Source organism: Micromonospora endophytica, assembly GCF_003236305.1.
GTDB lineage: Bacteria > Actinomycetota > Actinomycetes > Mycobacteriales > Micromonosporaceae > Micromonospora > Micromonospora endophytica.
Window position 1 is genome coordinate 22194 of sequence record NZ_POTX01000053.1, and the last position, 6926, is coordinate 29119.

8 protein-coding genes are annotated in these 6926 nt (G+C 70.7%); 6 read left to right on the forward strand and 2 right to left on the reverse strand.

Annotation, left to right across the window (positions count from 1 at the left end):
* Positions 1–34: 34 nt before the first annotated feature.
* On the reverse strand, positions 35–1255 hold the full coding sequence (locus tag C1I93_RS10825) for a S8 family peptidase (protein ID WP_111243119.1): 1221 nt from the start codon (positions 1253–1255) through the stop codon (positions 35–37).
* Between the two features lie 176 nt (positions 1256–1431).
* On the opposite strand from C1I93_RS10825, the gene C1I93_RS10830 reads away from it, so the two are divergent.
* Together C1I93_RS10830 and dtd are read left to right on the forward strand one after the other, a co-directional pair.
* Complete coding sequence (locus tag C1I93_RS10830) at positions 1432–2916, forward strand: DUF7782 domain-containing protein (protein ID WP_111243120.1); 1485 nt, start codon at positions 1432–1434, stop codon at positions 2914–2916.
* Between the two features lie 52 nt (positions 2917–2968).
* The gene (gene dtd, locus C1I93_RS10835; protein ID WP_111243121.1) at positions 2969–3391 is read left to right on the forward strand and encodes a D-aminoacyl-tRNA deacylase; all 423 of its coding nucleotides are present in this window, start codon (positions 2969–2971) and stop codon (positions 3389–3391) included.
* 6 nt (positions 3392–3397) lie between these two features.
* Here dtd and C1I93_RS10840 read toward each other — a convergent pair whose 3' ends face one another.
* Positions 3398–4186 (reverse strand): sporulation protein, encoded by a 789-nt coding sequence (locus C1I93_RS10840; RefSeq protein ID WP_111243122.1) that lies wholly within the window; start codon positions 4184–4186, stop codon positions 3398–3400.
* Between the two features lie 255 nt (positions 4187–4441).
* Between C1I93_RS10840 and sigB the strand changes: the two genes are divergently transcribed.
* The 4 genes from sigB to C1I93_RS10860 all read left to right on the forward strand — a co-directional run bounded on the left by sigB (position 4442) and on the right by C1I93_RS10860 (position 6823).
* Complete coding sequence (sigB, locus tag C1I93_RS10845) at positions 4442–5452, forward strand: RNA polymerase sigma factor SigB (protein WP_111243123.1); 1011 nt, start codon at positions 4442–4444, stop codon at positions 5450–5452.
* 125 nt (positions 5453–5577) lie between these two features.
* Positions 5578–5931, forward strand: a complete 354-nt coding sequence (locus tag C1I93_RS10850; RefSeq protein ID WP_111243124.1) for an ArsR/SmtB family transcription factor — start codon at positions 5578–5580, stop codon at positions 5929–5931.
* Entirely contained in the window at positions 5928–6419 is a 492-nt protein-coding gene (locus tag C1I93_RS10855) for an SRPBCC family protein (protein ID WP_111243125.1), read from the forward strand. The genes C1I93_RS10850 and C1I93_RS10855 overlap by 4 nt, the downstream gene beginning before the upstream one ends.
* Positions 6416–6823, forward strand: a complete 408-nt coding sequence (locus C1I93_RS10860; protein WP_111243126.1) for a VOC family protein — start codon at positions 6416–6418, stop codon at positions 6821–6823. The genes C1I93_RS10855 and C1I93_RS10860 overlap by 4 nt, the downstream gene beginning before the upstream one ends.
* Positions 6824–6926 lie beyond the last annotated feature (103 nt).

A 6926-nucleotide genomic window follows, 5' to 3' on the forward strand; every position in this document is an offset into this window, starting at 1 on the left:
GTCGAGCCGTCCGCCGGGCCGGTTCAGATCACGGTCAGTTGACGACGAACAGGAGGCGGTTCGGCGAGCCGGTGCCGGGGCTGGTCACCACGCCGGTGGTGGCGTTGTTGACCAGGTAGGTCTTGACCTGCGCCGGCGACCAGGACGGGTTGGTGCCCAGGACGAGGGCGGCCGCACCGGCCACGTGCGGCGAGGCCATCGAGGTGCCGTTGATCGTGTTGGTCGCGGTGTTGCTGGTGTTCCAGGCCGACGAGATGCTGGAGCCCGGCGCGAAGATGTGCACGCACGAGCCGTAGTTGGAGAAGGACGACCGGGCGTCGGTGCTGGTCGTCGCGCCGACGGTGATCGCGGTCGAGGTACGGGCCGGCGAGTAGTTGCAGGCGTTGGCGTTCGAGTTGCCGGCGGCGACGGCGTAGCTGACGCCGGAGGCGACCGAGTTGGCCACCGCGTTGTCGATGGCGGTGCTGGCTCCGCCGCCGAGGCTCATGTTCGCCACGGCCGGCTTCACCGCGTTGGCGGTCACCCAGTTCACGCCGTTGACCACGCTGGTGGTGGTGCCGCCGCCGGAGCAGTTGAGCACCTTCACGGCGACCAGGCGGACCCCCTTGGCCACACCGTACGTGGTGCCGCCGACGGTGCCGGCGACGTGGGTGCCGTGGCCGTTGCAGTCGGTGTTGTTGGTGTCGATCGTGTTGGTGCCCCAGGTGGCCCGGCCACCGAAGTCGTTGTGGGTGATCCGGATGCCGGTGTCGATGATGTACGCCCGCACGTTGGAGGCGGTGTTCGGGTACGTGTAGCTGTTGCTCAGCGGCCGGTTGCGCTGATCGATGCGGTCCAGGCCCCACGTCGGGTTGCTCTGGGTGGCGTCGATCGAGACCGCCTTGTCCTGCTCGACGTAGGCCACGGCGGGGTTGGCGGCGAGCCGGGCCGCCTGGGTCGCGGTCATCTTGGCCGCGAACCCGGTGAGCGCGGCGCTGTACGTGTCGGAGACCTTGCCCCCGTACCGCTTCACCAGCGTGCTGGCGCGGTCCGGCACCGCGTTGCGGGCGGCCGACGAGCCGACGGCGCCGACCACGTCGGTGCGCAGCACGACGAGGTAGCTGCCGCTGATCGCGTTCGCCGCGCCAGCGCCGCGGATCTCGCCGGTGGGTGCGGCGACCGCCGCGGTGGTGCTGGCCGCCGAGACGGCCGCCGCGGTGGCGGCGACGGCGAGCGCCTGGATGAGGCGCCGTCGCGCGGTGGGCCCTGAGGTCATCGTCTGCCTCCCTAACCGGAACGGCTGACCGGGTTATGGCCGGCCAGTCATCCCACGGACTTGATTGGAGGAGATGCTAGCTTCCGATCGACGAATATGACAGAGATTTGTGTCGATGGTTTGAAAATGTCACGGGCGGTCGCACCCGAGCCGGTGCCAGCAGGCAGGATGGCGGTGTGGACGGACACGACACGCTGCTCTCGCCCGCCGGAATCGAGGCGCTGCGGACCGCACTGGTCAGGGCGAACTTCACCGCCAACGGCATCGCCGCCCGGCTCGGCTCGCAGGCCACCGGCGGGGTGGCCCGCAACGACTTCCGGGCCGCCCTGCGCGCCACCACCGACGGTGATCCACTCGCCACCCTGATCCGGGTGTTCATCTGCGAGCAGACCGAGCCGGAGGCCGCAGTGACCGCCGCGTTGGCCCCGCTGTCGATCACCGAGGCGCTCGACGCCGGGTTGGTGGAACGGCACGGCGACGGGCTGCGGATGGGGTTGGACCTGGAACCGTACGGCGACGACTGGTGGGTGCTAGCCGACGTGCCGGCCAGTGCCCGCCCCGGCCGGCCGCTGCACGCCGAGCACGTACTCGGCATCGGCGGCGCGACGCAGACGATGATCGGCGCGGCCGTGCGGCGGCCGGTGGAGACCGCGCTCGACCTCGGCACCGGCTCCGGCGTGCAGGCACTGCACCTGAGCACCCACGCCCGACGGGTCACCGCCACCGACGTCTCACGGCGCGCGTTGCGGTTCGCCGCCACCACCGCCGCGCTCAACGGGCAGGACTGGGAACTGCTGCACGGCGACCTGGTGGCACCGGTCGCCGGCCGCCGCTTCGACCTGGTGGTGAGCAATCCCCCGTTCGTGGTCGGGCCGGGAACCACCACCCACGTCTACCGCGACTCCGGCCGGGTCGGCGACGCGATCGGCGCCGAACTGGCCGCCGCCGCGCCGGGACTGCTCACCGAGGGCGGCACCATGCAGTACCTCGCCAACTGGGTGCACGTCACCGGCGAGGACTGGGGTGAGCGGGTGGCCGGCTGGTTCGCCGGCACCGGGCTGGACGCCTGGGTGATCCAGCGCGAGGTCGCCGACCCGATGGCGTACGTCAACCTCTGGCTGACCGACGTCGGCGAGGCGGCCGACCCGCAGCGGATGGCCGACTGGCTGGACTGGTTCGACGCGCACAAGGTGGAGGCGATCGGCTTCGGCATCGTCTCGCTGCGCCGCAGCGGCCACGACGACCCGGTGCTGCGGGTGGAGGACCTGCGCCAGCGCGTCCAGGCGCCGATGGGCGACCGGATCGCCGAGTGGTTCGACCGGCAGGACTGGCTGCGCGGCCGGACCACCGACGGGCTGCTGGACGCGCGGTACCGCGCCGCCGATGGACTCCGGCTGCACCAGGAGGCGACGATGGGCGACGACGGTTGGGGGGTGGACCGCCAGGTGCTCACCATGCCGCACGGTCTGCGCTGGACCGAGGAGATCGACCCGTTGGTGCTGGCCCTGGTGGGTGGGGCCGACGGTCGACTGCCCCTGCGGGACCAGCTCGCCCTGCTCGCCGTCGCGCACGACGCGGCCGTCGACGAGCTGACCGAGGCGGCCGGCCCGATCGTGGCGCACCTGGTCGAACGCGGCTTCGTCGAGCCGGTGCAGCCGTGAGGCGCCCGGTGCCGGCACCGTCCGCCAGTGTTCGCGCGACGGTGCCGGCCTGATGCGGGCGGTGGTGCAGACCGTCGGCCGGGCCAGCGTCACGGTCGACGGCGAGGTGGTCGGTGCGATCTCCGACGGGCTGCTGGTGCTGCTCGGGGTGACCCACAGCGACACCGTCGAGACCGCCCGGACGATGGCCCGCAAGGTGCACGAGCTACGGATCCTGGACGACGAACGCTCCGCGGCGGACGCCGGGGCGGCGATCCTGGTGGTCAGCCAGTTCACCCTCTACGGTGACGCCCGCAAGGGCCGCCGCCCCAGCTGGACCGCTGCCGCGCCAGCCGAGATCGCCGAACCGCTTGTCGAGGAGATGGTCCGGGCGCTGCGGCAGCGCGGCGCGACCGTCGAGACCGGCCGCTTCCGCGCGCACATGCTTGTCGAGAGCGTCAACGTCGGCCCCCGTACCATCCTGCTCGACCTCTGACGACGCTCAGCCGAACAGGCCGCGACGGCGCAGCGACTGGCGCAGCCAGTTGTCGAGCTGGGCGGCCCAGTCGACCTGGTCGAGGCTGGCGTGGTCGACGGTGAACCGCCCGAAGACGTCGCGGCCCTCGGTGAACAACCCACCGCGCTTGTCCAGCTCCAACACCACCTCCATCTGCCGGGGATTGGCGACGAAGGTGACCTCCAGCTGCTTCATCGCGCCGGCGTACTGCGGCGCGGGGTAGAACTCGATCTCCTGGTAGAACGGCAGCGTCTGGTGCACGCCGTAGATGTGCCCGCGCTCCACGTCGGCCCGGGCGAACCGGAAACCGAGCCGCAGCAACGCCTCCAGCAGGCGTTCCTGAGCAGGTAGCGGGTGCACCGTGACCGCGTCCAGGTCACTGGAGTCGACGGCGCGGGCCACCTCCAACTCCGTACGCAGCCCCATCGTCATCCCGTGCAGATGCTGCCCGTACAGCTCGGTGACCGGGGTCTCCCAGGGCACGTCGAAGTGGAACGGGATGTCGTACCGCTGCCCCGCCTCCAGCCGGAACGCCCCGGTCATCTGCTGCCGGTGGAACTCCTGATTTGTCGAGTACTCGTTGTCACCACTTTCCACCTCGACCCTGGTGAGCAGCCCGAGCGCCACGTACGAGACATCCACCGGGTGGTCCCCGCCAGTCACCGCGATGCTCCCGGTCAACTGCCCACCCGGACGGCAGTTCGGGTTCGCCAGCACCGTCTCCACCGAGGGGCCTCCGACGCCCATCGCCTGCATGAGCCGCTTGAACACCACGTGCTGCCTCCATCGCTCGATCGCCCGTCCCGACGCGGGCGCCTGTCTCACCGGTCCCGGCCGGCCGCTGGCACGGTAACCGGCGTCCACAACTGCTCCGGCCGTACGGCGGATACGGCCAGGGCCGGCGGGTGCGTCCCGCTGTCGGGTCCCCGATCGCCTCACTCCCGTTTTACGCCTCACCCGCCAAGCTGTGGGTCACCCGGCAGAACTTCGCCGGAGCACACGGCACGGACGTGGAACGGGGAGACAGAGATGGCCCTGCAGACGATGGAGCACCGCATGCGCGCCGGCACCGAAGCCGAGCCTGGCGTCGAGACCCTGACCGACCTGGACGCCACCGACGAGCGCGGCGTCTCCACCGACCTGGTCCGGGCATATTTGAACGGGATCGGCAGGCGGAAGCTACTGACCGCCGCCGAGGAGGTCGACCTGGCCAAGCGGATCGAGGCCGGCCTGTTCGCCGAGGAGAAGTTGGCCACCTGCACCCCGGTCTCCGCCGAGCTGCGCGCCGACCTGGAGCTGGTCGCGCAGCAGGGCCGGGCCGCCAAGGACCACCTGCTGGAGGCGAACCTCCGCCTGGTGGTGAGCATCGCGAAGCGGTACACGGGCCGTGGCATGGCCTTCCTCGACCTGATCCAGGAAGGCAACCTCGGCCTCATCCGCGCCGTCGAGAAGTTCGACTACACCAAGGGCTACAAGTTCTCCACCTACGCCACCTGGTGGATCCGCCAGGCCATCACCCGCGCCATGGCCGACCAGGCCCGCACCATCCGCATCCCGGTGCACATGGTCGAGCAGGTCAACCGGATGGTCCGGGCCCGCCGGGAACTGGCGGTGTCGCTGGGCCGCGAGCCCACGCTCGCCGAGGTCGCCCGCGCGCTCGACGTTCCCGAGTTCCAGGTGATCGAGCTGATCTCGTACGACCGGGAACCGGTGAGCCTGGACCAGGCCGTCGGCGAGGACGGCGAGAGCGCCCTCGGTGACTTCGTCGCCGCCGCCGACCCGGCCACCCAGCCGGGTGACGCCGCCGCCCAGGGCGAGTTGCGTAACGAGGTGAGCATCGTGCTGGCCACCCTGTCGCAGCGCGAGCAGGCGGTCATCCGGCTGCGGTTCGGCCTCGACGACGGCCGGCAGCGCACCCTGGACGAGGTCGGCCGCGAGTTCGGCCTGTCCCGGGAGCGGATCCGCCAGATCGAGAAGGTGACCCTGCTCAAGCTGCGGGCGCCGGAGCGGTCCCAGCGGCTGGAGGCGTACGCCTGCTGATCCTGACCTCTACCACGTCGGCCCCGGCTTCACCGCCGGGGCCGACGTCGTCTGGTGCTTGGTTGACGCCGTCCTCGGAAGCCGATATAAAACCTCTTGGTTATTAAACCGGGAGGTTATAAACCGTGCACACCGACCTGGACGCCACCTTCGCGGCGTTGGCCGACCCGACCCGGCGGGCCATCCTCACCCGGCTGGCCGCTGGCGAGGCCACGGTCACCGAACTCGCCGCACCCTTCGCGATGAGCCAACCGGCGATCTCCAAGCATCTGCGCGTGCTGGAGCGGGCCGGTCTGGTCAGTCGGGGCCGGGTGGCGCAGCGACGTCCTTGCCGCCTGGAGGCGGGTCCGCTGCGCGACGTCACCGCGTGGCTGGCGGCGTACCGGGACCACTGGGCAGAGCGCTACCAACACCTCGACGACCTGCTCGACGAACTCCGCACGGCGGAGCAGACCGAACCAGGCGGCGGGACGCCATGATCGACGATCACCTCGTGGTGGAGACACCAGGCGACCGGGAGATCGTGCTGAGCCGGGTGTTCGATGCCCCGGCGCGGCTGGTCTTCGCCGCCTTCACCCGCCCCGACCTGCTGATGCGCTGGTACGGCGCAGGTGGCTGGCGGCTGGTCGAGTGCGAGGTGGACCTGCGGGTCGACGGGCGTTGGCGGTTCGTGTCGCAGGGGCCCGGCGGGGAACGCATGGTCCAGAGCGGCGTCTACCGGGAGGTCGACCCGCCGCACCGGATCGTGCAGACCGAACTCTTCGACGAGCAGTCGTACCCGGGTCAGACCCTGGTCCGCCACGACTTCACCGAACTGGTCGGGCGTACCACAGTCACCACCACGCTGCGCTTCGCCACGCCCGAGGGCCGCGCCACGGCGCTGCGGTACCCGATGGCCCGCGGCATCGCCCAGAGCTACACCCGACTCGCCGGCCTGCTGGCGACGACATCAGAGGGAGCATCGTGAACTGGACTCTGGAAGTGGTGGTCGTGCCGGTCACCGACCTGGACCGGGCCAAGGCGTTCTACGCCGACAAGTGCGGCTTCGTCGTCGACCACGACACGACAATCAACGACGACGTACGGATCATCCAGCTGACCCCGCCCGGCTCGGGCTGTTCGATCGTGATCGGTAAGGGAGCGGTGCCGCCGATGGCGCCGGGTTCCCTCAAGGGGCTCCAACTCGTCGTGGCGGACCTGCACAAGGCTCGCGCCGAACTGCTCGAACGCGGTGTGGAGGTGAGCGAGATCCAGGTGGTCGGGAAGAACCCTCACCCGGTGCCGGACCCGTTGGACAACGTCGGCTTCGTGTTCTTCGCAGACCCGGACGGCAACACCTGGGGCGTGCAGCAAATCTCCAGCCGGCGTTGAGCGCCGGCTGGGCGCGGCCGGTTAAGAGGGGACCCCTGCTATGCACGAGGCGTTAACAGGGGGCCCCTCCTTTCATCACAGGCGGCGGGGGCCGGTGTCGGGG